Origin of the sequence: Corynebacterium sp. HMSC28B08 (assembly GCF_001806865.1) — a bacterium.
Lineage (GTDB): Bacteria > Actinomycetota > Actinomycetes > Mycobacteriales > Mycobacteriaceae > Corynebacterium > Corynebacterium auriscanis.
The window spans coordinates 14,494-38,083 of record NZ_KV786140.1; the positions used below are offsets into that span (position 1 = coordinate 14,494).

Genomic DNA, 23,590 nt, shown 5'->3' on the forward strand with positions numbered 1-23,590 from the left:
TTCCTAAGGGCCTTTCCAAACAACGGCGGTAGTGCCGTCGATTTTGAGAACGTCGACTTCTTCACCCTCCGCAAAGCTCTCCCCTGGATACGCGGCCTTTGCTGACCACAATTCCCCCTCGAGCCGGACCATTCCGCTCCCACTGGGATTGACGGGAAAAGCTTCTACCACCGTGGCCTTTTTGCCCTCAAGGCTGCGTTGGTCGAAGAGATTCGAATGTGGGTTCCGCATCATTCTCTTCCGCAATACTGGGCGGATGAGAAGAAGGGTGAGGAGAGACGTCATAGCGAAAACGATGACTTCCACCCACATCGGGATGCCTACGGTGGCTACACCCGCGGTGACTAATGCGGCGGTGGCAAGCATCAGCAACGAAAAATCCATCGTTGCGAATTCAGCCAATGCCAGTATGCCGGCGCCAATTAACCAAATGATGGGACCCATGCCCCCGATGATAGGGAACGTGAGCGGCATGCGTGCCTAGCTGGCGGAATTGCCCACCCCCTCACTGCGGGCGGCCGGGCCCCGGTTGACTCGCTGTCACGTTTCGGAAACTAGCCCCTGCCCCCCTGCGACACAGCGTCCAGCCCCCGCGCCCGCGACACAGTGTCCAGCCCCGCCCCCCCCCTGCGACACAGCGTCCAGCCCCCGCGACACAACGCGGCAGCTATTCCCCCACAGTCACAAAGTCGATCAAGCGCTCAACGGCACCGATGAGGGTGTAATCCAGATCGCGGAACGACGATACCGAGGAATACACCTTCCGCCACCCATCGCGCGGATCGCCCCACCCCAGTTGTTGGCACACACCGGTCTTCCAGTCCTGGCCTCGTGGTACCCGCGGCCACGCGGTGATCCCCACACTGGCGGGTTTCACGGCTTCCCAAATATCGATGTACGGGTGGCCTGTGACCATAACGTGTGGGCCCAAGTCCTGCGTCAGACGCGCTTCCTTAGTCCCTTCGATAAGGTGGTCGGCGAGTACACCCACACGGCGATGCGCGCTGGGACCAAATTCCGCAAGACGTTCCGGCAGGTTGTCTAACCCCTCGAGGTATTCCACAACCACTCCTTCTACTCGAAGGTCGTGGCCCCACACGCGCTCCACAATGGCGGCATCGTGCACACCCTCGACCCAGATGCGGGATGGTGCAGCCACTTTGGCTTGTACGTTAGCGACTTTGCGGGAGCCAGAGTTAGATATCTGCTGTGTCGGAGGCAAGGTGGCTGGATCTACGTACCTATTGAGGGAAACCCGCTGCCCTTCCAGCAGGAAAGCCCCTTCGCGCAATTTGAACAGCCTGGATTTCCCGTAGCGATCCTCTAGCCGAATAAAATCCCCTTCGGCAGTCTTCTCGCCCCCCACCACGGCCCCCACATAATCGTCGCTGATGACCTCGATCACCATGCCGAGCTCAGGGGCAATTGTGGGATACTGCGGCGCCTTGGCTCGGGAGTGTCCTTTGAGGATGTCGCCACCGTAGGGATCTCGGTAATTGAAGCTCATGGAACCCCACTTTAAGCTAATAGAGATGAACAACTCGAACACGGCTCTGTTGCGCTCGCAACTGTGGTCCCCTGTGCAAAACACCGCGCTCTGGCTGGGCTGGTGGCTCCACGATGTGATCAGCACGGACGATGTCATCGACGCTTTCCAAGCCGTCCAGGGCAAGCACCACCGATTTGTTTTCGACGCCACCTTCTCCCCACCCACGGAAAACTCTAATCCCCGAGCTGACCGCTTCGGGTTGATTGAGCTGCTGCGCTACGCGCGGAGGGTCACGGAGGATGCGGGCGTGGAGCTTGAGGATCGCCCATTGGTCTCGCTGGTACTGGCGGGTCCGGGTGACGTGCCACCACTGCCTGCGAATACCACGGCGGCACGGGCAGTCGCGGAAGCCGGTGCCGGGATCGCCATCGCCGATGGCGATCCCGATGTCACGCACGTGGTTATCCCGCGCGTCATCGATAACAGTGTGATCGAGTGGACGTGGTACACCGCATTCGGGCCTACGCCGACACTGAGAACCTATGGCCCAGGAGAAGCGGATGCAGGGCTGCGTGAGGCGTCGGATAAGGCTGCCCGCCTCATTGAGATGAGTAACCATCACCAGCGGCGCGGAGGTGTCGCCGGCGACGGTAGAAGATTTGAGATGGCGCGGTTGGCCGTGGGGAGTTTGAGCGATGCTTTCGGGCTCCCTGGTTTGCCTGCGGGGGTCTCCCAACGAGCGGCTAGGTTGATGGCCCGTGCCGATGCTCTTGCCGCGATTATTGAGGTGACGCAGAGAAGCGAAATTGGAGCGAACCTAGATGCCGAACTGCTTCCCATTCTGAGGGCTGTTCGATTGGCTCGGATGGTCGCGGTTGATTACGCGATGAGGGAATTAGTGCGGTGAGGTTCACCGCGTTTTCGTGATTGTTAGGCTATGCGATGCACCCCACGAAAAAAACGAGGCCGGCTGAGCTCGTTTTTCAGTGAGCGCGAGGATGCCATGTCTTGGCTATCGGGGGATCACTCGATCATGCGGACGGCCATCGGCTCAATGCCTGCCCAGCGGACATCGGAAACCTTGACCACGTCACCGGACTGCGGGGCTTCCAACATTTTGTTGTCACCTAGGTACAGTGCGACGTGCTGCGAGCCGCCGGGGCCCCAGAACAGCATGTCACCGCGCTTGGCTTCAGAAACTGGGACCTGTCGACCGGAGGTGTACTGGTAGCCGGAGTAGTGCTCCAGATGAATGCCGACAGCTGCGAAGGCATACATCATCAAACCGGAGCAGTCGAAACCGACCTTGGCAAAGTCACCATAGCTATCGGCCACTCCTCCATCGCGGATACCCAGCGTAGGCCCGTGGTGGTTACCGCCACCCCACGCGTACGTCACACCCATCTGGCCCTCGGCGCGTTTAATAACGCGTTCGATCTTCTCTGCCGCGGTGCCCGAGGTATCGACGGAATCATCGGCATTCCCCGTTGTGCCACCAGGATTGAGGCCGGGAATGGTGCCATCCGTTACACCGGGAATCTCGGGGATTGTTGGGGTTTCGGGTTCTGCTGGTGTCCCCGGCGCCGTCGGTTGGGCGGAGCTCGGTGGGGACGCGGGGTCGGCAGGAACCGCTGGGTTGCTGTTGGAGTTCCCCGCCGATTGCGCCTGCTTGAGGTAGTCATCGTACGCAGTACCAGCGGAGTTCCGTCCGGCTTGCAGCGCCGCGTTGAGGGCAGCGTTTCTGTCCCCACTTTGAGCATATTGCTCGAAACCAGCCATGAAGGCGCTCTCGCCCGCCTTCAACAAACCGTTGATAGCTTGCTGGCGCTGAGTATCACCTTCGGAAGTCGCTGCGAAGTTATTAGGAATGCTAGGCAATTCCGGTATCGCGGATCCGGCCGGAGCGCCAGGTTGCTGGACCGCACTGCGTTCCTGCTGATTCGTAGCTGTGGTCTCTGTGGGCGCAGCAGAGGTGGATTCCGTCGCCGGTGTTGTCGCCGTGGTGGTCTCGTTGGTGTCAGCAGCTGTTTCGCTGGGCGCCGTTGTGGACACGTCCCCCGTTGCAGGTGGCGTTGGAGAATTGGTCGAGTCCATCGCAACAGTGTCACCGGCGTAACCCTCCACGCCGGCCGGGGCTTTAGGCTTGGAGGTATCGGTGGACTTTGATGCAGTGTTGTTCTTGGTGTTGTCAGCAGGCTTGCCTTTATCGGAGGCGGACTTCACGCCTTCGGCGGCTGCTTCTGCGACACGACGCTTTTCCCAACTGGAGGCACTCGGCTTTGTATTAGCTAAGGTCTCCACCGCAGAACGGGCCGCGCGCAGCTTCGCCTGAATCTGCTTCTGCTGCGCCAGCAGCTTGACCAAGACTTGTTGCTTTCCACGCAACTGCGACTGGGCGCGAACCATTGCGTCTGCAGCCGCCTTGTGTGCCTGTACGGCAGCGCTCAAAGCTTGGTCCGCGCGATTTCGGTTGGCGCGCAGGCCGGATTCGTGGTTTGCGTTCTGGGTACGTGCCAACTCAAGGCGATCAACTTCAGCACGCTGCTTCTTCGCCGCTAGACGGATGTAAGTAGAACGGTCAAGCGCGGCGGAGGCCGCGTCCTTGCCAGCAGCTAACGGGATAGGCGAGGCATCGCCGCCCTGGGTGTAGGCAGAACGCGCAATGTCGTCCAGCTTTCCCTGGGCGTGGCTTACATCTTTATCGGATGCCTTCAAGCGACCGCGGGCAGACGTTACCTCGTCTTGTGCCTTTTGAGCCTCGGATTGGGCACGTCCCAAATCCACGCGAGCCTTGTTAGCAGATTCTCTTAAGCCGCCCACTTCTAACTGAAGTGAGGACACTTCCTTCTCAGTCTGGGACGCCTTGCCAACGAGGTCGGCGAGGTAGCCCTCAACCGTGACGTCCTTCTCCGCCAGTGCGGGGTGAGCGGACGCCTGGAACGCCATCCCGGCAGAGACGGCACAGGCCAACAGGGCTCGACTCGACCGACCGATCGATGTGGCCGCGTGACGGCGACTCAAAGGACGGTGATTCATGCTTGGGTTCTCCTGAACTGCTAACAGGTCATTACAGCGCCAGTTTTGGTGGTGTGTCCCGGTCCGGCTGTTCGCACTTCCCCATGCGGACAGTCCCGGTCCCGATGTCGAGTTCTCTATTTCATGTGGGCCTACGAGCGTTCTGAATAGACAGAACGCGCCCAGGCACCCGCAGCGAGGAGCTGCTTGCAAGTAGAACTCTGACACATCCATGTGAGGCCTGAGTTCAAAATAAACTCTTGAGTCGATTTTGATATCAAGCCGTTACAAAGACTGACTCAAGGAACACTAGGAGACTTACAACCGCTTGGTGAAGTTTTGTCACACTCGTAACAAAGAAAACACCTTCCCCGTTGGTCACGGTTTGTAACTTGACCTGCAAGGACATCACTAATATATCGATGTGTGATTTATGTCACATTTACAAAACATGCCGGCGCGTCGGTTGAAAAGGGGGAAACACGCTCTCAACCTGTAGAGTTTCACGTCAGGAGAGTCAAGCCTTGAGGCTTGATGGAATTTCGCCGTGACACATGTCCCTGACTTAGGCCCTATCGAGCGGTGCGCTTTCCCTAGCTGTGCTTCATACCGCGCTTCATGGTGAGTCGCGTTGCTGTAGCTGTAATAGCAATGCCTAAAATCACACTCGTCAAGCCCACAGCGTTGACGGCCATGTCGGGATCGCGATGCTCCCCAATCGCTGCCATATAAGATTGCAATCCCTCGGTTGTGGATCCCTTGTACATAAGGTGGGTGTTGGATTCTAAGTTGTAACGCGAAAAATTATCCGCTACCGTCGCGCCACCACCCGGTGACTTCACGATGACGGTGTTCGCGCCCAGCTCGTCCTTAATTCTCTGTGCGACATCGCGCATGCCCGTTGGGCTGAGGGCACGCCCTAGCAGCGCCACCTTAACCTCGCCGTATTTTTCTTTCGACGCCCCGCTCTGTACGTCCTTGATGATCCTCTGCATCTCGTTTTCACTGATTGAATTAGCCCGAGGGAAGTTCGGGTCGATGAAGATTTGGGCGTCGGATAAAGAGGCGACGACCGCATCAATGTTGACGAAAGAGGGAATCATGACATCGTTTCTAACACCCCCGCCCCTTTTGGGGTGGCTCTGACACGCAACCTGCCCAGGGATTCCCGAGCATTACGATCGTACTGTTAGAATCGAGACGACGTTGCGGGGAATTTGCTGTCACAATGGACTGTGAAGCTTCCGCGCCGCGTCTACGACGAATACTCGGCCCACAGGGCACACAAGGTGTGACGAGTGCCCTTTGCGGTAGCGACCAAAACGACTAGAGAAGAACTCAGGAGCTTATTGTGACTGAAAGCATCAACTCCTTCGGTGCTAAGAGCACCCTGGAAGTTGGCGACAAGAGCTATGACTACTACGCCCTGTCCGCCGTTCCAGGCATGGAAAAGCTGCCATACTCCCTGAAGGTTCTCGGCGAGAACCTTCTGCGAAACGAAGATGGCAAGAACATCACCCGCGAGCACATTGAAGCTATCGCTAACTGGGATGCCTCGGCTGACCCAAGCATTGAGATCCAGTTCACCCCTGCGCGTGTGATTATGCAGGACTTCACCGGTGTTGCCTGCATTGTTGACCTAGCTACCATTCGTGACGCGGTTGTTGCCTTGGGGGGCGACGCCGACCAGGTGAACCCGCTGAACCCAGCAGAAATGGTCATTGACCACTCCGTCATTATCGAGGCATTCGGTGATGACAGCGCGTTTGAGAAGAACGTAGAGATCGAGTACCAGCGCAACGAAGAGCGCTACAAGTTCCTGCGCTGGGGTACTGGGGCTTTCTCCAACTTCCGTGTAGTCCCTCCGGGAACCGGTATCGTTCACCAGGTCAACATCGAGTACCTGGCTCGTTCCGTCTTCGACAAGGACGGCTTGGCTTACCCAGACACTTGTGTTGGTACCGACTCTCACACCACCATGCAGAACGGCCTGGGCATCCTGGGCTGGGGTGTAGGCGGTATTGAGGCTGAGGCCGCTATGCTCGGCCAGCCAATTTCCATGCTGATCCCTCGTGTTGTCGGATTCAAGCTGAGCGGAGAGATCCCAGCTGGCGTTACCGCTACCGACGTAGTTCTGACCATCACCGACATGCTGCGTCAGCACGGTGTGGTCGGTAAGTTCGTTGAGTTCTACGGCAAGGGTGTTGGCGAACTGCCACTGGCTAACCGCGCCACCATCGGTAACATGTCCCCAGAATTCGGCTCCACCGCCGCTATCTTCCCGATCGACTCCGAGACCATCAAGTACCTGGAGCTGACCGGTCGTGATCAGGAGACTCTGGAGCGCGTAGAGGCCTACGCTAAGGCTCAAGGTATGTGGCTGGACCCAGAGGCGGACGTTGAGTACTCCGAGTACCTCGAGCTGGATCTTTCCACTGTTGTTCCTTCGATCGCTGGCCCGAAGCGTCCTCAAGACCGTATTGAACTCACTGATGCCAAGGCACAGTTCCGTAAGGACCTGCACAACTACATCAGCGCAGATGACCAGTCCACTGACAACTCCCCTGAGTTCGATGCCGAGGGTCCTGCTACTGAGACCACCTCTTCTCAGCCAGAGACTCCTGCTTCTGCTGCAGATGCGAAGGGCAATGTTCTTTCCGCTGCTGCTGGCGCACAGGGGCGCCCGTCCGTGCCAACTGCCGTTAACTACAACGATCAAGACGTTGAACTTGACCACGGTATGGTTGCTATCGCATCCATTACTTCTTGTACCAACACCTCTAACCCATCCGTCATGATTGGCGCTGGCCTGTTGGCGCGTAAGGCTAACGAGAAGGGTCTGAAGGCTGCTCCATGGGTCAAGACCTCCATGGCTCCAGGTTCTCAGGTTGTTAACGGTTACTACGAGAAGGCGGACCTGTGGAAGGATCTCGAGGCTCTCGGCTTCTACCTCGTGGGTTACGGCTGCACCACCTGTATCGGTAACTCCGGCCCACTGCCAGAGGAGATCTCCGAGGGAATCAACCGCACGGATCTGGCTGCTACCGCCGTTCTGTCCGGTAACCGTAACTTCGAAGGCCGCATTAACCCAGATGTCAAGATGAACTACCTGGCATCTCCAATCCTGGTTATTGCCTACGCCATTGCCGGCACCATGGACTTCGACTTCGAGACCCAGCCACTGGGTCAGGATCAAGACGGTAACGATGTCTTCCTGAAGGACATCTGGCCATCCACCCAGGAGATCGAGGAGACCATCGCCACCTCCATCTCCAAGGAGCTGTACGAGTCCGACTACGCCGACGTCTTCAAGGGCGACGAGCGCTGGCAGAACCTCGAGGTTCCAACCGGTAAGACCTTCGCTTGGGATGAGAAGTCCACCTACATTCGTCGTGCACCATACTTCGACGGCATGTCCAAGGAGCCACAGCCAGTTTCCGACGTCAAGGGCGCTCGCGTTCTGGCACTACTCGGCGACTCTGTGACCACCGACCACATCTCCCCTGCATCCACCATTAAGCCAGGTACTCCCGCTGCTCAGTACTTGGATGCCAATGGTGTTGAACGCAAGGACTACAACTCCTTGGGTGCCCGTCGTGGTAACCACGAGGTCATGGTTCGCGGTACCTTCGCTAATATCCGTCTGCAGAACCAACTGCTTGACGGTGTTTCCGGTGGTTACACTCGTGACTTCACCCAGGAGGGCGGGCCACAGGCCTACATCTACGACGCTGCGCAGAACTACAAGGAGCAGAACACTCCTCTGGTCGTTCTGGGCGGTAAGGAATACGGCACCGGTTCTTCCCGTGACTGGGCGGCTAAGGGCACCCTGCTGCTCGGTGTGAAAGCCGTAATTGCAGAGTCCTTCGAACGTATTCACCGCTCCAACCTGATCGGTATGGGTGTTGTTCCCCTGCAGTTCCCAGAAGGCGAGTCCTGGAAGTCCCTGGGTATTGACGGTACCGAGACCTTCGACATTGAGGGCATCGAGGAGCTTAACAACGGCGAGACCCCGAAGACCATCAAGGTCACCGCTACCAAGGAAAACGGCGAAAAGATCGAGTTCGACGCCGTGACCCGCATCGATACACCAGGTGAGGCGGATTACTACCGCAACGGTGGTATCTTGCAGTTCGTGCTGCGCAACATGATGGCCTCCAAGTAGGCGATCTGTTAACCAGTTAGGGTTGTACAGCAATGCCCAAGGTCAGCGATCTCGATTTGACTGAAAAGAAGATCGAGATCCTCACCGGGGCACGCACGTGCTTTGCGACTTATGGTTACGACGGCGCAACCGTAGCTCGGCTGGAGGAAGCCACGGGCAAGTCCCGTGGCGCCATCTTCCACCACTACGGCAACAAGGATGCGCTGTTTCTCGCCGTAGCGCACGAAGACATGCGCCGCATGTCAGCTATTGCGGCGCGTGCAGGACTCATCGGTTTGATCCGCGAGCTCGTCGATTCCGACGACCTCACCGAATGGTGGGGAATGCGAGTGGAGATCACTAGGCGTGCCAACAACGATCCCTGTTTTTCTGCCAAGTGGGAGCTGGATCAGCTCGCCCTGCAGCAAACTGTTCGCGATCGTTTGCGAGAGCAGGCGCGCCAAGGTCGTATTCGAACCGATGTCCCTGTAGACACCATTGCGGAAGTTCTCGAGCTGGTCATGGAAGGTGTACTGAGCAAACTCGCTCAAGGTGTGCTTTCTCCTGACTCAGATTTAGAGCCCGCGCTGGACTTTGTGGAGACCGCGCTGCGGCGCCACCCTGAATAACTCCCGCATCGCTGTGCTTGCCTTGCGGTGGCCCGGTATCTTCTCGCCTGGAGGTTGAACCTCCGCGGCGGGAGATGCCGGGTTTTATGTATTTTCTATGGCTTCTGGACCCTTGGCAGGAAGTGACGGGATTCCATGCGTTAGCATCGATGATCGTGCCATCCCCGAAGATTTTCCCCTACGCACGCTCAAGCGCATTGATCGACGACCCCTCTGGAGCGCTACAGGCAGCGGCCTCCTCCGATGCATTCGCAAGCCAATGCCCACATCCGGCAGGGTCGCCTGCGGTCACCAAGGCTCTGGTTGAACACGGAAAGCTACCTGTCAATAGTGCCTTTGGTGGGCTGGGTGGTGGGCGCGTCATACTGGGCATCGTGGGGTTCGTGATGACTCTTATGGGTGTGGTCTGTGCCCTGCTACGGTTTACGCGGGGCGCGCCCAGCATTGTCGTTGCCCTCGTCCTACTACTCATCGGTATGCTGCTGGTGGTTGTCACGGTGTATAGCGCGCGCCAACGCAGCCACAACTTGCATCAGCTGGGGATGGCTTGGCGAAATGGCTGGGTTCGGTTCGCGCCTGCACGGGTGGGTGGAGTGTGGGTTTCTAGTGCCACTAGGCACAATGGTCCGGAAGACCATACTCATGAGGTGCGGTATAAATTTCGCGCAATTGTGGAGGTCCTGCCCACTGACGGCGGCGAGTCCTTCACGATTACCACGGCCGAATTCTCTGCACCTGCCGATGCCGATGGCCAGCCGTATGATCTGATCTCCGCGGAGAATCCGCTGGATGTGTTGGAGCCCGAGCATTTCAATGGGTGGACGATTGCACGATACCTAGCGCACGATCCCCACGGCACCGCCACCATCAGTACTGATCTATCCGCGGCTCAGATAAAAGCAGCCGTCCAGGTGGTTGCGGGCCACCGCTGATAGCTCCTACTAGCTTGGTATGTTCCCATAGTGATGCCTTGTGCCGATCGGGCCGGTTCGCCTGTCTGGGCATAGCTCAGCTGGACTTTGTCACGACTGCACCCTGCGTTAGTGGCGCTTTCCCTCAGTACTGGGCGTGGTTGATTCTGGTTCAAACAATTGCGCGCTGCGGAACGGGATCCGATGGCGTAGAACGATGTCAGTCCGGATTCTTTGCACACCCTCAATCGTGAGGAACATTTGGCTAATGGCTTCCAAATGCTCGTGATCGCGCGCCACTACCCTACACACCAGATCCAGTTCGCCCGCCATGGAATCGGCCTGGTTGACGAAAGGTATCTTCGCGATCTTCGCCACGACGGCATCTAGATCCTGCTGATCGAGTGTGCAATACACATAGGCGCTGAGGGGGTAACCCAGTTGAGCCAGATCTAAATGGGGAGCGAAATCCCTGATGGTGCCACTTTCCACAAACTTATCGATCCGATTTTGAATCGTTGCGCGAGCCATCCCGAGCTGCCGTGAATACTCACGCACCCCGGCCTTTGGCTGCTGCATCAACAGTCGCAGTACTGCTGCATCGACGGAATCAAGTGGGTTGCGGGTGGTCTTTTTCATACTTGCTTATTGTATCGACGCCAAAATTATCCCGTGTTCATGTTGGATAAATGGCTATTATTATCCCCTCTCCCGTAGTGCGTGTGGTTCTCCACGAGGGTTCAAAGATGGCCAATGGCAATGCCCAGCGTGGCGTCGCCCCAACAACTCTGCACAAGTGGGAGCGTGCCGAAGAAAAGGTTTTCCAGCCAAAGGTGTGCGATATAGCGTATGGGCAAAGTTGTGATCCACAACACACGAGAGGATTGCGACTACCAGCAACCAACGCCGAGAACAGTAGGTGATGACGATGACCTCCACCGTGCCAGGAAGCACTACCCTGCCTCGCTCCACGGGAAGTCGGGATGTATTGGCCGATAAGTACACTGCGGATACCGGATCGGTCCACCTCACGGGCATTCAAGCACTCGTTCGCATGATCCGCGATCGGTCATTGGCGGACCGGGCCCGGGGGCTAAAAACCGCCAGTTTCGTCTCTGGTTACGAGGGCTCTCCACTGGGAGGGTACGACCTAGAGCTGGCGCGCCGCGGGAAGCTCCTGGCGGAGTTCGATGTCATCCACAAGCCCGCAGTAAATGAGGAGCTCGGCGCGACAGCGGTGGCCGGTAGCCAGCTGACTGGGGTGGGCACGCTACGCGAGGGTATCGAAGGAGTGGTTGGCTACTGGTATGGCAAGGCACCCGGTTTGGATCGTTCGGCGGATGCGTTGCGGCACGCGAACCTCACCGGTACCAGCGGCAAAGGTGGTGCGGTTGCGATCTGCGGTGATGATCCCACAGCCAAATCTTCCACCGTACCTTCCAATTCTTCCCGCTTGTTAGCGGATCTGGGCATGCCTACGCTGGTGCCCGCAGATTCCAGTGACATCTTAGCTCTGGGAAACCATGCCGTGTGGATGTCTCGTTATTCCGGGCTGTGGACATCCCTGCGCGTGACTACGGCCGTCGCCGATGGCTCCAGCACGGTAACGCTCGATAGCGCCCCACTGGCCCCGGATGTCGTTAACGATGTACACACACCGGACGCCCGTTTGCTGGGCAAGCGCCTCTTGGAGCTCGACGCCACCCGCAGTGGAGTGCGCTTACAGCGTGCGCTGGAATACTCCCGTGAGCACGCGCTCAACAGGTTCCTGCACGTGGGATCGGCCGACAAGGTGGGCATCATTTGCGCAGGGAACTGTGCACTGGAAGTGGAACAGGAACTGCGCCGCTTGGCCCAGGGTCTCATTGAGGAAACGCCTTCCGGAATCCCCCGCCACGTTCGTGTGCTGCGCCTGGGGATGACGTGGCCGTTGGATCAGGCGGAGCTGGAACATTTCGCGGAAGGGCTAGACCGGCTCATCGTGGTGGAGGAACTGGGTACGTTCTTGCATGAAACTGTCCGCACCACGATGTATGGCGCCAAGGTGCACCCGCAGATCCACCACCTCAATAACCCCGCGACGGAGTTGGCCCGTGCGCTGCGCGATGCAGGCATTGATATTGCTCCCCCCGCTGCCGGGCCTACTCGCATTTCGTTACCCATTAACGTGGCCAACCGTGTGCCCCACTTTTGTTCGGGTTGCCCGCACAATGCCTCCACCCGTGCCAGCGAAGACACCCTGGTGGGTGCTGGAATCGGCTGCCACGCGATGGTCATGTTGATGGATACCGAGCGGGTGGGCGATGTTATCGGCACCGCCCAAATGGGTGGGGAGGGTGCGCACTGGATCGGGATGCAGAGCTTCCTGCAAGAAAAGCACCTAGTGCAGAACATGGGCGACGGCACGTTCCTACACTCCGGGTCGTTGGCGCTGCGCGCTATGGTCGCGGCCGACGTCAACGTCACACTCAAGCTGCTGCACAATGGGACCGTCGCAATGACGGGTGGACAGGATCCGGTAGGGCAGCCCGATTTGGCAGGTCTCATTGACATGGTGAAGGCCGAAAGCCCTGCGAAGATTGTGGTCACCTCCGACGACTTGCGGCGCACCTGTCGGCAGCTGCGCAGGCACCTCTCCGATGTCGACGTGCGGGATCGGGCGCAGCTTAGTGAGGTACAAGCAGAGTTGGCCACTACCCCAGGGGTTACCGTGTTGGTACACGATCAGTTCTGCGCCGCTGAAAAGCGCCGTGCCCGTAACCGAGGGAAGTTAGAACAATCAACCACCAAGGTGGTTATTAATGAACGTATCTGTGAAGGCTGCGGTGACTGCGGTGCTAAGTCAGGCTGCCTATCCGTCCAACCCGTGGACACACAATTTGGTCGCAAAACCAAGATCGACCAGACTAGCTGCAACGCTGACTTCTCTTGCCTCAGCGGAGACTGTCCAGCGTTCACCACCGTGACCGTGGAGCCAGGCGGAAAACGGGGCGACCGGCTGATCGGTGGCCCGCAGGGAATGCGTGCGGGGACCAGGGGGGGCGTCGGTAAATCAAGATAGCTACCACGTGCCCACCCTGCAATTGGCAGACCTGCCCCGGCCCGCGATGCCCGACCTGCATGCGGTGGCGGATGAAACGTGGAATGTGCGGGTGTCTGGTGTAGGCGGAACGGGTGTGTTGACGTTGGCTGCGGTACTTGCGACAGCAGCCCAGCTGGATGGCCGGTATGTGCGTGGCAACGATATGACAGGTTTGGCGCAAAAGGGTGGATCAGTGATCTCCGACCTGCGGATTTCTGCTCTTCCGCTGGATCTGCCCGGAGCTGTGCCGACCTGCGGTGCGGACCTGCTGTTTGCGCTAGACGGTGTGACCGGTGCGGAAGAGAACACCCTCAAGGTATGCAGTGGTGAACGGACCACAGCGGTGGTTTCCAGCTCGAATAGCCCGACCGGCCGAATGGTGACCAATGTAACCGCCCACCGGCCAGATGGAGTGCAACTGGCGGAGGCCATAGCCGAAAGTGCGCACCGCAAGGTCGTCACCGATGCCATGTTGGTTTCCCAAGCGGTGCTGGGCGCGACAACATACCAGACTATGGTGGCGCTGGGTATGGCGCTGCAGGCTGGAGCAGTGCCGGTCAGCGTGGATGCCATAGAGCGGGCACTGAAAGCCAATGGAAAATCCGTGGACAAGAACATTCAAGCCCTGCGTTGGGGACGGATGATTATCGCCGAGCCGCAACGCGTGGAGCAGCTGGTGGAACAATACCGCAGTCAGCAGGACTTCCTGACGGTGCGTGCTCGTCCAGCTACTGTGCGCCACGTCGCCGGACAGTTGCCAGCGTTGTCGGAGGAACATGCGCTGATCGAGACCATCGCCGTAAATGTCGATGAGCTGGAGCGATGGGGATCGAAGGCCGACGCCCTGCGCTACCTGACCGCGCTATCCCGGATGGTCCGTGCGGAGGTCCGAGGCAAGGATCGCATGGGGGCTGGCGCAGAAGGGTTTGCTGCCCCGAGCGGGTCCCGGTTCGCGTTGACAGGGGCGTTCGCACAGGGGTTGTTCAAACTCATGGCCTACAAGGACGAATATGAGGTTGCCCGTTTGGCAACCGATGAGGGGTTCGAGAACTACGTGGCTGGAGAGTTCGGCCCAGAGGCCGCGGACACGCTGACCTTTAAGCTGCACCCACCGGTGTTGCGGGCATTGGGTATGGAGAAGAAGGTCGATTTGCCTCGACGCTGGGCTGGTCCGATGCTCAAGGGGCTAGCAAAGATGAAGCCGCTGCGAGGCACTAAGTGGGACGTCTTTGGCTACGCGCAGGTGCGCCGACTGGAGCGGGAACTGCGAGATGAGTACGAGAAAACCGTGCTGACCTTAGCAGAAGGAGCGCAATCGGCTGCACAGCTGGAGCGAGCATATCAGTTGGCGCTGGGTGCCGATGATGTGCGTGGTTACGAAGAACTGAAGTTGACCTCGGGCCGAGCGCTACTTGAGGAATTGGTGGCTGCCCGCGGTGAGGTGGAGAACCATGCTGACGAGTTTGGGGCAGAAATACCAAACTAGACCAAGCGGTCTGTTAAAGTTGGGGGCATGACATTCGTACTGTTGTGCCCCCGAGAGGGTGAAGACGTCCTCGCAGCTGAATATGCGGACTTTTTGCGCTTCACCGGATTGCAGCCCGAGGAGTTGGAACAGCGTGCGCTGCGCACAGCAGATGCGCCCCTGGGGGAATTCGCTCATGTAGAAGGTGTGTTCATTGGTGGCTCGCCTTTCACTATTTCCACGCCAGAGGCCTATGGCGAGTGGCAGGACGTGGTTTCCCGCCGGCTCACGGACTTCGTCGTTGACTATGGGGTGCGCGGTGATCTGCCCATGTTCTTGGCCTGCTACGGATCCAGCATGCTAGCGCACTATCTGGATGGGAAAGTTACAGCGGACCACGCGGAGGAACCGGGGTTATCGGAGGTTGTTTTGACTGAGGCTGGCCTGACCGATCCCCTCACCCAGGATCTGCCTGGAGTGTTCTACGGAATGACCGGCCACAAAGATAGCGTGGAAGTGTTACCAACCGGAGCTACCCTGTTGGCCGATGGGCGTTCGTGCCCGGCGCAGTTGTTCCGCTTCGGCGAACATGTATGGGCCAGTCAATTCCATCCTGAAATGGATGATGCCGCTATCCGCACCCGCCTGTCGTTCTACGAAAATGCCGGATATTGCGATCCTGACCAGCTGGCAGAAACGTACGCGCGACTGCACGGACACGATACCTCCCACGCGAATAGTTTGTTGCGCCGCTTCGTGGAATATTGTCGCAACCGTTCCAGCGCTGATGAGGACACACCCGGATCCCGCGCTGATGTGGACACACCCGCACAGGCCCATACGTAAGTGCGGGTATGCGTAAGTGAGGGTGTGCGCGGTCGGCTTCACGGTGACGTCCCCCGCCACGGGGTAGCTCTGTAGGCGGTGACTACACTGCCACCTATGAACGCAATCATCACGACAACTGGGCATGACCGGGTAGGCATCATCGCAGGAGTGGCGACCGCCGCGGCAGACAGAAATCTCAACATCCTGGATGTGTCCCAAACCCTCATGGACAACTACTTCACAATGATCATGCGGGTGCATATCGACGAAGATCGCCCCGACATTGCAGGTCTGCAGAAGCATCTGGCCGAGGTCGGCGAGCAACTGGGCGTGATCGTGCGCATCCAGTCGGAAGACCTGTTCACTTCCATGAACGAGATTTAAGGGGTGCATACGGTTGTCTAGCGATGTGAAACTCGGCGCCCAGAATATCCTCAACGTCATTCAGATGATTGAGGACTACCGTCTTGATATCCGCACCGTCACCATGGGGATCTCCCTCATCGGGTGTACGCGCAACACGATGCAGGAAACGTGCCAGGCCGTCTATGATCGCGTTACCACCCGAGCTGCGCGGCTTGTGGAAGTATGCGAAGGACTGGAACGCGAACTCGGCATTCCAATTGTCAATAAGCGGATTTCCGTCTCACCCGTGTCGCTCGTGGCCGCGGGCGTTGACGGGGATCCCGTGGATATCGCCAAGGCGCTGGATCGGGCTGCTAGCGAGCTGGGTGTCAACTTCGTCGGCGGCTACTCTGCACTCGTCGAAAAAGGGGCAACCAAATCTGATGAACGGTTGATTCGTTCCTTGCCAGAGGCCCTCTCCGCCACTAACTCGGTGTGCGGTTCGGTCAACGTTGCTACTTCGAGGGCTGGTATTAACATGGACGCCGTCGCGCTCATGGGAAAGGTAGTCAAGGAAGCCGCGCAGCTCACCAAAGACGAATCGTCTATCGCCTGCGCCAAACTGGTGGTCTTCGCAAATGCCGTTGGGGACAACCCGTTCATGGCCGGCGCATTCCACGGCATCGAAGAACCCGATACCGTGATCTCCGTTGGTGTTTCGGGCCCCGGTGTGGTCGATAACGCCATTGGTTCTCTCCAAGGGGCCTCCCTCAATGAGGTGGCCGAAGAAATCAAAAAGGCCGCGTTCAAGATCACGCGCGCGGGCCAGCTGGTGGGTACGTTGGCGGCCCAGCGGCTGGGCGTACCATTTGGCATCGTCGATTTGTCCCTGGCTCCGACCGCGGAGATTGGCGATTCCGTCGCACACATCCTGGAGCGCATGGGCTTGGAACAAGTGGGCACCCACGGCACCACAGCCGCTCTGGCGTTGCTGAACGACGCGGTGAAGAAAGGAGGCATGATGGCCTGCTCACGCGTGGGCGGCTTGTCTGGATCCTTCATCCCCGTATCCGAGGATCAAGGAATGATCGATGCGGTGCGTGCCGGTACGATTTCCATGGACAAGCTCGAAGCCATGACGTCCATCTGCTCCGTTGGCTTCGACATGATCGCGATTCCCGGTGATACATCCGCGGAGCTTATCGCGGGCATGATCGCAGATGAGGCTGCCATTGGTGTCATGAACCATAAGACCACTGCTGCCCGCCTTATCCCAGTGCCAGGCACCAAGCCGGGTGACGAAGTGAACTTCGGTGGACTCCTAGGCTATGCCCCGGTGATTCCCGTCAACACGAAGGGAAATGACGCTTTCATCCTGCGCGGTGGATTCATTCCGGCACCGGTGCACGGTTTCCGAAACTAACCTGGCGGGGCTTAAGCCAGCTCAACGATTTCCATGTATTCGTCCGACCATAGATCCTCGGTGCCATCGGGCAGCACGATTACCCGCTCCGGTTCCAAGGCTTTGACGGCACCCGGGTCGTGAGTGACTAGCACCACCGCACCCGTGTAGGTGCGCAATGCATCGAGGACCTGCTCACGGGATTGGGGATCCAAGTTGTTGGTGGGCTCGTCCAGCAACAACACATTGGCGCGCGAGCTCACCAACGTGGCCAAGGCCAAGCGGGTTTTTTCACCACCGGAAAGCGTCCCGGCGGGCTGGTTCAATTGTTCGCCACTGAACATGAACGCGCCTAATAGACCGCGCAGGTCCTGTTCACCTGCATCGGGGCACGCAGCAATGGCGTTTTCCCATACGGATTTTTCCCCGTCGATGGTGTCGTGCTCTTGAGCGAAATATCCCACCTTGAGGCCGTATCCCGAGACAATTCCACCCTCACCTTCAGTGCGTTCCACTCCGGCGAGCAGCTTCAACAGCGTGGTTTTACCCGCACCGTTGAAGCCCAGCACAACCACCCGGCTGCCTTTATCGATAGCTAGGTCCACACCCGCGAATACCTCTAGGGAGCCATACATCTTGGTCAGTCCCTTGGCGTTCATCGGGGTCTTTCCACACGGCGCAGGTTCGGGAAAACTAATGGACGCTACGCGGTCTTCCAAACGAACCTCATCCAACTCGCCCATCATGCGTTCTGCGCGGGCCGCCATCTGCTTGGCCGCCTTTGCCTTAGTAGCTTTGGCTCCCAACTTATCAGCCTGCTGGCGCAGGGCACTCGCCTTCTTTTCGGCATTCGCACGTTCCCGCCGACGGCGTGCCTCGTCAGTTGCGCGGGCGTCGAGATACTTTTTCCAACCCATGTTGTATACGTCGGCCTCGCCACGAACCGCATCAAGGAACCAGATTTTGTTGCAGACATCTTCGAGCAGCTCCACGTCGTGGCTGATCATGATCAGCCCACCCTCGTGCTTCGACAGGAAGTCGCGCAACCACGTGATGGAATCGGCGTCTAGGTGGTTGGTGGGCTCATCAAGCAACAAGGTGGTTGCAGAGCGGCCCGATCCGCTCGTGGCGGCGAAGAGAATCTGCGCCAATTCCACGCGGCGGCGCTGACCACCGGATAACGTCTTCAACTGCTGGTCCAGTACGCGCTCCGGTAACCCCAGTGCATCGCAGATGCGAGCAGCTTCGCTATCGGCCTCGTATCCGCCGAGTGCATGGTAGCGCTCCTCCATGCGGCTGTATTTGGCGATCGCAGCATCCCGGGCAGAATCGGAGGACGTAGTCTCCATAATGTCCTGCTGCTTATCCATGGAGCGGCGAATCTGATCCAGTCCACGCGCGGACAGCACTCGATCGCGCGCGGTCTGGTTGATATCGCCTTCTTTGGAATCCTGTGGCAGGTATCCCAACTCACCGCTGCGGGTGACTGAACCGCCGTATGGCTCGCCTTCACCAGCGAGAATACGCATGGTTGTCGTCTTGCCTGCACCGTTGCGCCCCACAAGTCCGATACGGTCTCCCGGCTGCACTCGCAGCAGCTGCCCGGGCGCGTTCAACAGGGTGCGAGCCCCCACGCGCACCTCGAGGTCATTAGTCACAATCACAACGAATCACCCTATCAGCCCACCCTCATGACGAGTGCATGACTTGCCCTGCCTTACCCAGCCAGATCGTAAGCAACCACCGTTCGGCCAATACGGCTAGTAGGGATAACCGAGCCAGCGGCGTGCACATCTGGTCTACGCCCGTGTACCCCCTAAACTACGACAGCGACGCTGCAATAACCTGAACGTGTCACAATGGCGAGCGTGCACATTCACGTTGAAGGTCTTGGCCCAGCGGGCACTGCTTTCGCATTGCGGGCTCTCGCGCGCGGCCACCACGTCACAGCCACCGAGCCCAAGTGGCCCCGGCTCACCTGGCCCGCGACTTACGGTGTGATTGAGACGGACGTGCCCGCCTGGGCGGATGAGTGGTTCCGTCCGCCACATGAAGTCACGGTGCGAACCACTCCGGGGCTCTCTATCACGGGGCCGACTCCAGTCGAACACGTATCGACGGGCAGGACCACCACACGGCGCATTGAGGCCCAGCACATTGAGGCACGGCGCATTGGGGCCCAGCACATTGAGGCCCGGCGTATTGAGGCACAGCACACTGACAAACAGTGCGCCTTCACCGAACGCACACTTCCCTACCGCTACCGCATGATGGACAACCCCAGGATGCTCTCCGCACTTCGCGAGGCCGCCGCAGCAGGGCAACTCATCATCCACTCCAACGCCCCCACCTTGACATCCGGCGCACAACCGGAGGCGATCGTCGCCGCCCACGGTGCCGCCCACACTGACGTGGCACTGTGGCAAATTGCCGTGGGATACGTCTACCAGCACTCCGCCGAACCCGGGACTCCTCCATCAGCGCCCCAGCCTCGTTTTATGGACTGGACTCAACCGGCGGCAAACGCGAACTTCCCACCCAGCTTCGTCTACATTCAACCCGTCGATGATGGCATCCTCATCGAGGAGACGGTACTGACCACGCACCGGAAACCAACGGAATTACTGGCAGCGCTGCGGAACCGGTTGGACAATCGCCTCACCGACCCCGAGCTGCACGCATTCGTCGAATCCGCGCCACGAGTGCGCATCGAAGAAGTTGCCATTCCCATGGCCACGCGCGCACGTGCGTGGTACCGCCCCCGCAAAACCCCCCTCGGGAGGATCCAAAGCCACCGCCGAAGCCACCGCGAGAGCGCCCATAAGAACACACCTATCACCATCTACTTCGGTGCTCGCGGTGGCCTTATTCACCCCGCTACGGGATACAGCGTGGGTGCCTCGCTGCAAGCGGTCGACCAAGTACTGGACCAGCTTGAAGGCAAAACTGCTCGCTCAAGTCTCGTAGCTCAAAGACTGCACGCCGAACTGGCATTCGTGCTGCGCCAAATCGGAGGCGAACTCATCGCCCGCGCTGATCAATACGTACTCGCAGACTTCTTTGACTGCTTCTTTAAAATGCCCCAGACCACACAGTTGGCGTACCTCACGGGGCATAATGGCGTCGAGGTGATGAAGGCCATGTGGTCCCTGCGAAAGGAAACTGGGCTGCGACATCCATTCCTACAACCCCTATGGAAAAACCCCCGGAGCGTATACCGTGCAGTTAAGCAACGGATGGCGCACGCCGAGGATAACTAAGCCCTGGCCGGACAAACCCACCACGAGAGTGGGTGAACCGGACGGGTTCCTTTAGACCGAGAAGCCCAAGTAACGCAACTGCTCACGGCCCTCTTCGTTGATCATCTGCGGGCCCCACGGGGGTGTCCACACCCAGTTGATACGCATGTCCGTGATCTCGTCGACCCCACCCGTCACAGCGGATTGCGCCTGATCTTCCAGCATGTCGGTCAGAGGACATGCTGGGGATGTCAGCGTCATATTGATGACGGCCGTCGTGTCCTCGATCCAGACGTCGTAGACCAGTCCCAAGTCCACCACATTGATGCCGAGCTCCGGGTCAATCACATCGAGCAGACACTCTTCTACTTTCCCAGCCAGTTCTACCTGCTCCTGCGTGGGATTTTCAGGCGGCTGTGGGACGTCGTTGAGCGGTGATGGATCCATTTCTGGAGCCGAGGGGTTTTGATTTCCATCTTCTGTGGTCATAGCGGGTTGCTCCTTTCGCGGGGGCATTACCGTTGTTTCTGGTTACTCGGTTTTTTATTCCGACGCCGGGCGCTCCACACCCGCATCGATGGACGCTGCTTCGAAGGCCTTCCAACCCAGTAGGGCGCATTTCACGCGGGCTGGGTATTTCGATACACCGGAAAAGGCCACGCCATCGCCGATGATTTCGTCATCGCCCTCAAGTTTGCCACGGGACGTCACCATCTTTTCGAACTCTGCAAGTTTGGCGAACGCCTCCTCAACCGGCTGGCCCACGATCTCCTCAGCCATAACTGACGTGGAAGCTTGGCTGATTGAGCATCCGACCGCATCGTAGGAGACATCTTCGACGGTCTTGCCGTCGTCGCTGATTTTCACCCGCAGTGTGAGCTCATCGCCGCACGAGGTGTTGACGTGGTGAACCTCAGCATCGAAGGGATCGCGCAATCCAGCATGCTGCGGATGTTTGTAGTGATCCAGGATTACTTCCTGGTACATCTGTTCAAGCTTCATTATGCTCCAAAGAATTCCTTTGCCTTGTGGATTGCTGCCACCAGCTCATCCACCTCGTCAAGGGTGTTGTAAATGTAGAAGCTGGCGCGCGCAGTGGCCTGAACTCCCAAGCACGTGTGTGCGGGCCATGCGCAGTGGTGTCCGACCCGGATGCACACACCTTGATCGTCAACGACCTGTCCCAGATCGTGCGGGTGGATGCCGTCGACGACAAAGCTGATAGCACTGCCTCGGTCCACAGCCTCAGTAGGGCCTATGATTCGTAGTCCGTCGATGGCGGACAGCTTCTGCAATGCGTATGCGGTGAGCTTGTTTTCGTGCGCTGCAACATTGGCCATGCCCAGTTCGCGAAGGTAACGTACCGCTGCACCGAAGCCCACGACCTGGGAGGTCATTTGGGTGCCTGCCTCAAACCGTTGGGGTATTTCCGTGAACGTGGAACCATCCATAGTTACCTTTTCGATCATGGATCCACCGGTGAGGAATGGCGGCAGTTCGGAAAGCAGTTCCTGCTTTCCGTAGAGTGCTCCAACACCATTTGGGCCCAGCATTTTATGACCGGAAAAAGCCGCAAAATCTACGTCGAGCTCACGAAAGTTCACTGGCATATGAGGAACGGATTGGCAGGCGTCGAGAACAAAAAGTGCCCCAACGGAGTGCGCACGGCGAACGGCCTCTACGACGTCCAGGACAGCGCCGGTGACGTTGGACTGGTGGGTTAGCGCTACGACCTTAGTCTTATCGGTGAGTTCTAGGGAATCCAGATCAATCCGGCCATCCTCAGTGGTGGAATACCACTTCAGCGTGGCCCCCGTGCGCCGGGCCAGCTCCTGCCACGGCACCAGATTGGCGTGGTGTTCGAGCTCAGAGACCACAATCTCGTCTTCGGATGTGACCTGCCACTTCCCCGCCCGGTCATCACCTAGGATGTACGCGACCTCGTTGAGTGCTTCGGTGGCGTTTTTCGTGAAGGCGATTTCTGGATAGTCAGCGCCCACAAAATCTGCGATGTCCTCACGCGAGGCCTCGTAGGCATCCGTGGCCTCCTCGGCGATTTGATACGCACCGCGGTGAACGGGCGCATTGCAACGCGTAAGGAAGTCACGTTCTGCATCGAGAACCTGAACCGGGCGCTGTGAGGTCGCTCCGGAGTCTAGGTAGACCAAGGGGCGGCCATCACGGACGGTGCGAGACAGGATCGGGAAATCCTTCCTGATCGCTGCGGTGTCCAATGATGTGCTCATGGGAAGGGGTAAACTCCTTTTGAATTACTTGACGAACTTCTCGTAGCCTTCGGCCTCGAGCTGCTGAGCCAGCTCCGGCCCGCCGGATTCGACGATGCGGCCACCGGCAAAAACGTGAACGTGATCGGGCTTCACGTAGTTGAGGATGCGCTGGTAGTGGGTAATCATCAGTACACCACCGTTCTCGCGCTCCTTATAACGGTTGATGCCGTCACTGACTACGCGCAGGGCGTCCACATCCAAGCCGGAGTCGGTCTCGTCCAAAATTGCGAACTTAGGCTTGAGCAGACCCAGCTGCAGAACCTCGTGTCGCTTCTTTTCGCCACCGGAAAAGCCTTCGTTGACGGAACGCTCGGAGAAGGATGGATCGATGTCCAGTTCCTGCATTGCGCCACGGGCTTCTTTGACCCATTCGCGGATCTTTGGAGCTTCCCCGCGGACGGAAGAAGCTGCAGAACGCAGGAAGTTTGCCATGGATACACCCGGAACTTCAACTGGGTACTGCATAGCCAAGAACAGGCCGGCGCGAGCCCGCTCGTCTACTTCCATATCCAGCAGGTTCTCCCCGTCCAAAAGGACCTCACCCTCAGTGATTTCGTACCGTGGGTGGCCAGCGATGGCGTAGGACAACGTGGACTTACCGGAACCGTTTGGTCCCATGATGGCGTGGGTTTCACCGGAGTTAATGGTGAGGTTAACGCCGTGGAGGATTGGCTTTGGATCTTCGTTTTCGTCAGCGGGAACGACCTGGGCGTGCAGGTTCTTGATCTCGAGAGTGCTCATAATGTGTTCGAT

20 protein-coding genes are annotated in these 23,590 nt (G+C 58.5%); 10 read left to right on the forward strand and 10 right to left on the reverse strand.

The features are described 5' to 3' along the window. Nucleotides 1–3: 3 nt before the first annotated feature. Nucleotides 4–444 carry an NfeD family protein gene (locus HMPREF3098_RS00705; RefSeq protein ID WP_070433635.1) on the reverse strand — a complete coding sequence of 147 codons (441 nt, stop codon included), beginning with the start codon at nucleotides 442–444 and terminating at the stop codon, nucleotides 4–6. A gap of 223 nt (nucleotides 445–667) precedes the next feature. After that, a complete protein-coding gene (locus HMPREF3098_RS00710; protein ID WP_070433618.1) occupies nucleotides 668–1,507 on the reverse strand; it encodes a DUF3097 domain-containing protein in 840 nt (279 codons plus the stop codon). A 25-nt stretch (nucleotides 1,508–1,532) separates the two neighbouring features. On the opposite strand from HMPREF3098_RS00710, the gene HMPREF3098_RS00715 reads away from it, so the two are divergent. Continuing rightward, nucleotides 1,533–2,396 carry a hypothetical protein gene (locus tag HMPREF3098_RS00715; RefSeq protein WP_035113182.1) on the forward strand — a complete coding sequence of 288 codons (864 nt, stop codon included), beginning with the start codon at nucleotides 1,533–1,535 and terminating at the stop codon, nucleotides 2,394–2,396. 116 nt (nucleotides 2,397–2,512) lie between these two features. Here HMPREF3098_RS00715 and HMPREF3098_RS11985 read toward each other — a convergent pair whose 3' ends face one another. Together HMPREF3098_RS11985 and HMPREF3098_RS00725 are read right to left on the reverse strand one after the other, a co-directional pair. Continuing rightward, complete coding sequence (locus HMPREF3098_RS11985) at nucleotides 2,513–4,525, reverse strand: DIP1281 family NlpC/P60 protein (RefSeq protein ID WP_070433619.1); 2,013 nt, start codon at nucleotides 4,523–4,525, stop codon at nucleotides 2,513–2,515. Between the two features lie 572 nt (nucleotides 4,526–5,097). Then, nucleotides 5,098–5,607 (reverse strand): Rv1476 family membrane protein, encoded by a 510-nt coding sequence (locus HMPREF3098_RS00725; RefSeq protein ID WP_035113181.1) that lies wholly within the window; start codon nucleotides 5,605–5,607, stop codon nucleotides 5,098–5,100. 248 nt (nucleotides 5,608–5,855) lie between these two features. Here HMPREF3098_RS00725 and HMPREF3098_RS00730 point away from each other — a divergent pair, with 248 nt between their 5' ends. From HMPREF3098_RS00730 to HMPREF3098_RS00740, 3 genes are all read left to right on the forward strand, one after another. Then, complete coding sequence (locus HMPREF3098_RS00730) at nucleotides 5,856–8,669, forward strand: aconitate hydratase (protein WP_035113180.1); 2,814 nt, start codon at nucleotides 5,856–5,858, stop codon at nucleotides 8,667–8,669. A gap of 32 nt (nucleotides 8,670–8,701) precedes the next feature. After that, on the forward strand, nucleotides 8,702–9,277 hold the full coding sequence (locus HMPREF3098_RS00735; protein ID WP_035113179.1) for a TetR/AcrR family transcriptional regulator: 576 nt from the start codon (nucleotides 8,702–8,704) through the stop codon (nucleotides 9,275–9,277). Between the two features lie 155 nt (nucleotides 9,278–9,432). Next, the gene (locus HMPREF3098_RS00740; protein ID WP_141739615.1) at nucleotides 9,433–10,209 is read left to right on the forward strand and encodes a hypothetical protein; all 777 of its coding nucleotides are present in this window, start codon (nucleotides 9,433–9,435) and stop codon (nucleotides 10,207–10,209) included. Nucleotides 10,210–10,317: 108 nt separating this feature from the next. On the opposite strand, the gene HMPREF3098_RS00745 is transcribed toward HMPREF3098_RS00740, so the two are convergent. Next, nucleotides 10,318–10,827 carry an Lrp/AsnC family transcriptional regulator gene (locus HMPREF3098_RS00745; protein ID WP_035113176.1) on the reverse strand — a complete coding sequence of 170 codons (510 nt, stop codon included), beginning with the start codon at nucleotides 10,825–10,827 and terminating at the stop codon, nucleotides 10,318–10,320. A gap of 289 nt (nucleotides 10,828–11,116) precedes the next feature. On the opposite strand from HMPREF3098_RS00745, the gene HMPREF3098_RS11160 reads away from it, so the two are divergent. From HMPREF3098_RS11160 to HMPREF3098_RS00770, 5 genes are all read left to right on the forward strand, one after another. Then, a complete protein-coding gene (locus HMPREF3098_RS11160; RefSeq protein ID WP_070433621.1) occupies nucleotides 11,117–13,249 on the forward strand; it encodes a thiamine pyrophosphate-dependent enzyme in 2,133 nt (710 codons plus the stop codon). Continuing rightward, a complete protein-coding gene (locus HMPREF3098_RS11165; protein WP_141739616.1) occupies nucleotides 13,212–14,756 on the forward strand; it encodes a DUF6537 domain-containing protein in 1,545 nt (514 codons plus the stop codon). Before HMPREF3098_RS11160 ends, HMPREF3098_RS11165 begins: the two co-directional genes overlap by 38 nt. A 27-nt stretch (nucleotides 14,757–14,783) precedes the next feature. Continuing rightward, the gene (locus HMPREF3098_RS00760; RefSeq protein WP_083283863.1) at nucleotides 14,784–15,581 is read left to right on the forward strand and encodes a glutamine amidotransferase; all 798 of its coding nucleotides are present in this window, start codon (nucleotides 14,784–14,786) and stop codon (nucleotides 15,579–15,581) included. Between the two features lie 96 nt (nucleotides 15,582–15,677). Beyond that, the gene (locus tag HMPREF3098_RS00765; RefSeq protein ID WP_070433623.1) at nucleotides 15,678–15,947 is read left to right on the forward strand and encodes an ACT domain-containing protein; all 270 of its coding nucleotides are present in this window, start codon (nucleotides 15,678–15,680) and stop codon (nucleotides 15,945–15,947) included. A 13-nt stretch (nucleotides 15,948–15,960) separates the two neighbouring features. Then, a complete protein-coding gene (locus HMPREF3098_RS00770; RefSeq protein ID WP_083283865.1) occupies nucleotides 15,961–17,331 on the forward strand; it encodes a PFL family protein in 1,371 nt (456 codons plus the stop codon). A gap of 11 nt (nucleotides 17,332–17,342) precedes the next feature. Here the strand turns inward: HMPREF3098_RS00770 and HMPREF3098_RS00775 are convergent, their stop codons facing one another. After that, nucleotides 17,343–18,974 carry an ABC-F family ATP-binding cassette domain-containing protein gene (locus HMPREF3098_RS00775; protein ID WP_070433624.1) on the reverse strand — a complete coding sequence of 544 codons (1,632 nt, stop codon included), beginning with the start codon at nucleotides 18,972–18,974 and terminating at the stop codon, nucleotides 17,343–17,345. Nucleotides 18,975–19,178: 204 nt separating this feature from the next. Here HMPREF3098_RS00775 and HMPREF3098_RS00780 point away from each other — a divergent pair, with 204 nt between their 5' ends. Then, the gene (locus HMPREF3098_RS00780) at nucleotides 19,179–20,570 is read left to right on the forward strand and encodes a lycopene cyclase family protein (protein WP_168155964.1); all 1,392 of its coding nucleotides are present in this window, start codon (nucleotides 19,179–19,181) and stop codon (nucleotides 20,568–20,570) included. 51 nt (nucleotides 20,571–20,621) lie between these two features. Here the strand turns inward: HMPREF3098_RS00780 and HMPREF3098_RS00785 are convergent, their stop codons facing one another. Genes HMPREF3098_RS00785 through sufC form a run of 4 tightly spaced genes read right to left on the reverse strand, consistent with a single transcriptional unit; the run spans nucleotide 20,622 to nucleotide 23,578 of the window. Continuing rightward, nucleotides 20,622–21,038, reverse strand: a complete 417-nt coding sequence (locus HMPREF3098_RS00785) for a metal-sulfur cluster assembly factor (protein WP_070433626.1) — start codon at nucleotides 21,036–21,038, stop codon at nucleotides 20,622–20,624. A gap of 54 nt (nucleotides 21,039–21,092) precedes the next feature. After that, entirely contained in the window at nucleotides 21,093–21,551 is a 459-nt protein-coding gene (sufU, locus tag HMPREF3098_RS00790; protein ID WP_035113171.1) for a Fe-S cluster assembly sulfur transfer protein SufU, read from the reverse strand. Then, nucleotides 21,551–22,795 (reverse strand): cysteine desulfurase, encoded by a 1,245-nt coding sequence (locus tag HMPREF3098_RS00795; RefSeq protein WP_070433627.1) that lies wholly within the window; start codon nucleotides 22,793–22,795, stop codon nucleotides 21,551–21,553. Before HMPREF3098_RS00795 ends, sufU begins: the two co-directional genes overlap by 1 nt. Nucleotides 22,796–22,819: 24 nt before the next feature. Further along, nucleotides 22,820–23,578 (reverse strand): Fe-S cluster assembly ATPase SufC, encoded by a 759-nt coding sequence (gene sufC, locus HMPREF3098_RS00800; protein ID WP_035113168.1) that lies wholly within the window; start codon nucleotides 23,576–23,578, stop codon nucleotides 22,820–22,822. Nucleotides 23,579–23,590: the final 12 nt, after the last annotated feature.